This is a genomic window from Oligoflexus sp. (assembly GCF_035638955.1).
Taxonomy (GTDB): domain Bacteria; phylum Bdellovibrionota_B; class Oligoflexia; order Oligoflexales; family Oligoflexaceae; genus Oligoflexus.
The window spans coordinates 1-3,501 of sequence record NZ_DASQYZ010000433.1 but is presented as its reverse complement, the minus strand read 5'-3'; the positions used below and the strand labels follow the sequence as shown (position 1 = coordinate 3,501).

Sequence of the window (3,501 nt, the reverse complement as noted above, 5' to 3'; positions counted from 1 at the left end):
AGCCAGGGAAAAGGCCAGCCGTATGTCACATTGCATTGAAAAAACCTCCTCAGGAGGAGGATTGCATCTCCCAGGAGGCGGCTTTTAGTCAACAATATTGGTGCGTTGATTAATTCCTAAGCATTCTTTCCGGGGCCCTGGAAAAATGGAGTTCTTCTCGGATCCGTTTTGCTCCATGTTTTCAAGGATCTAAAGTCCGATAAACGCACTGGTTATTTTGAGTATAGTTGAGGTAATTAGTATTTACTAAATTCGCCAGCGTTTACGTAGCCTGTGATGGGAAGGTGCTTGCCGCCTTCCCTACTTTTTTAAATCCGGGTACTGACATGCGTCGGGAAATCCAATCAGCGCTCAAGCCTTCGCCCGCTCATGGCTCCAATGTTTCCAAGTGGACCCCGCTAAATATTGAAGTTCAGGGAAGCAAACCCTAGCTTTCCGCGATGGGCAGACCCTCAATCGTCAACCGGATATAATAAAAGGAGTTTTCAGCCTTCCAACGCAAATTGGTTAAGTTTAGGGGCTGGAATCTCGATATCAAATTTACCAAAGTGGAGTCAAGGGAATGCCAAGGGGCTGGGCGTTCTTGAAATATTACCTGCTGGTCAGTTGGATTCTGCCATTGACGCTGCATGCCCAGGTAGCGATTGATGTGAATAAGGATTTTTCCTCGGCGGCCGTGCACGATTCTGCTGTCTATGTGGTGGACACGGCGTATTCGATCGACGACGTGGCTAGTGAAAACGTTGATTTCAAAAAGTTGGAGCAGGGAGGCAGATCCTTCCTTTCCGGGGACAGCTACTGGCTCAAATTTTCTGTCCATAGCGAACTGGACAAAGAAACGATACTCATCCTGTCATACAGCCTCACATTGACACCGGAAATCGAAGTGTATGACCTGGACTCCCGGGCGCTTATAGAGAAGGTAGGCTATGCCCATGCCTTCGAGACAAGAAAAATAAAATTCAGGACGCCTGCCATACCTTTAACTATTAAGCCTGGAGCGAACGCTTTCGCCATCAGGATGAAAAATGATCCCAAATTGACAAAGCATTGCTCCTTTAACTTTAGACTCATGAGCATGTCAGAATTTTATAACTTTTCACATTATGATCTGGCGGTCGTTTGTCTTTGTTTTGGGCTATTTGCCTTTGCCTTCATTTATAATACTTTTGTCTATTTCAAGCTCAAGTATAAGTACTATCTTTATTATATTCTGTACGGGGTCAATGTCATTGTTTGCTATTCCATGTATTCCGGGATTGGGCCCCTGTATCTCATGCCTGGCATCAGCAATGCAATGCTGATAGTCTTGATAACGGTTACGTCCGGATATGTGGGTATGCTTTTCGCCAGTCTGTTTGCGATGGAGTTTCTCATCACAGCAAAGCATGCACCCGGTTTGCATCGAGTATTCCAAGTAAAAGTCTGGATTTATGGTTTGTTCGTTCTCCTGTCGTTTTTGGAATTCTTCATATTCGATAGCCTTGCTTTCGTCGGTTTTATGTTGAGCGCTCTTTCGGCAGTGACCGTCCCCTTCATTATCCTTACATCCGTCATCTGCTTTTTCCGCGGCTATACGCCGGCGATCAATTTTACGATATCCTGGACCTTGCTGATCGTACTTTCGATCGGTCAAAATTTGGTCATTCTCGGGCTGGCGGATTGGTTCAGAGCTTCTGACTTGCTCGGTCTCCTGGGTGTGGCGACTGAACTCTGCCTGCTCTCACTCGCCTTCGGGGACCGCATCAAGCGGGAAAGCGGCGAACAGAATGAGCAGAAAGATAGATTGAACAGGGAACTCAAGAACTACGTAGAAAAATTGGATCACCTCGTCGCAGAAAAGACAGAAGAGATACGGTCAATTTTCGACACAGTTAAAATTGGTATCTTCAGTATATCGGACCCCAAGGGCCTTCTGATCGACGGCAACCGGTCCAAGAGCTTGGAAACGATACTCGGAGCGTTTTCAGAAAAAGTCTATGACTTGAATTCGCTGCTTCTGAGCCGAGCCAACCTCAGTGGGGATGAGGTTGATCTTATCGTTTCAAGTTTAAGCCTTTCCATAGGTTCAGATATGATTTCCTTCGAGCTGAATGCTGAACACCTTCCTCGCGAGCTATCCTTGACGATCGATGGATCGGTCCGGATGATTCAAATTGATTGGAACACAACGCTTAAGAGCGATAGGACCACGGTTCAGCGGGTCTTCGTGTCGGTTAAAGACGTGACCGAGCTGAAAAAATACCAGGAAGTGACCTCTTCACAGGCCCGTGAAATTCGCCTGATCGAGGAACTGATCAACGTGGCGCCTAACAAATTCGTTCAGTTTTGTGACTCTTCCAGGAAATATTTGCGTGAAGCCGTGGAGCTGATCGAAGGGCCCGCGCCTGGGAACGATAATCGCAAAATCCTACATACAGCCTTCGTCAAGCTGCATACGGTGAAGGGGGTCGCGAGAACTTTGGGATTTAGAGAGCTTGCCTCGCTCGTCCATGAAGCGGAAAATATTCTCAAAGACCTTCAGCTTGGCGAAGGCCAGATGACCGCTGCGCAGGTCATCAAAAACATCCAAGCTGTCGACTCCCTGCTCGAGGAGTATTATACCTTGAGCCGCGACAAACTGAATCGGGACATTCGGTTGGGCGGGCCCATCGTTCTCAATCCAGCTGATGTCGCGTCCATTGTTGATCGCTTTTTGTCCAATGAAAGCCTCAAGCTGATGGATCTTCTGCCCCTGGTGTCATTTGCCTATGTACCCTTTCATGATCTTGTCGACGAAATGCGATCCAGTCTCCCGAGCCTGGCGATGGAGCTGGCGAAGCATGTCCCGACCGTTGGTACCCAGGGTTTGCAGGAAATTTATTTGACCCAGGAAAGCTATGCTGCCTTAAGAAACGTCCTCGCGCATATCAGTCGGAACTCAATGGATCATGGCATTGAATCCGAGTCTGAGAGGCTGGGAAAGGGCAAACCCGGGGCTGGGCGCATCGAGTTAAAGGGCGCACTTGACCCGTCCATGAACCTCACCTTGAGGATTTCAGACGATGGGGGTGGGCTGGCACTCGAAAAAATAAAGGTCAAGGCAGAAGCCAAGGGTCTGCTGGATGGGAACCGAAGCTATAACAGGGCAGAAATTGCAGAGTTCATATTCGCTCCTGGCTTTTCAACTTCAGCCAGGATCACGGAGATATCGGGGCGTGGATACGGTATGGATGCGGTTAAGTCATTTATTGAAAGCCTGGGCGGGTCGATTGCAATCGCCGTGGAGGGCTTGGAAAGTGGCGGCGGCGTTCCGTTCAGCTTTGTGATCACGCTGCCTTCTGTCCGATTCAGGCGTATCACTGTTCCACAGAGTCGCGACGCGGTCGACTCCCGGTCCGTGGTTGCGAGGACTGGTGGCGACCGGAGCTCAGTGGCCCACCGGAGCAATCCGGTGGGCCCTATTATAGGCGAGATACCAGCGGATGGAGGTCGATGGAATGGTCCCGCCGTATTGAAAAA

At 49.1% G+C, this 3,501-nt stretch carries 1 protein-coding gene; it reads left to right on the top strand.

Annotated features, from left to right (window positions below):
- Positions 1-562: 562 nt before the first annotated feature.
- Positions 563-3,501 (top strand): 7TM diverse intracellular signaling domain-containing protein (locus tag VE954_RS35915; protein ID WP_324962198.1); only part of this gene is annotated, 2,939 nt, incomplete at its 3' end.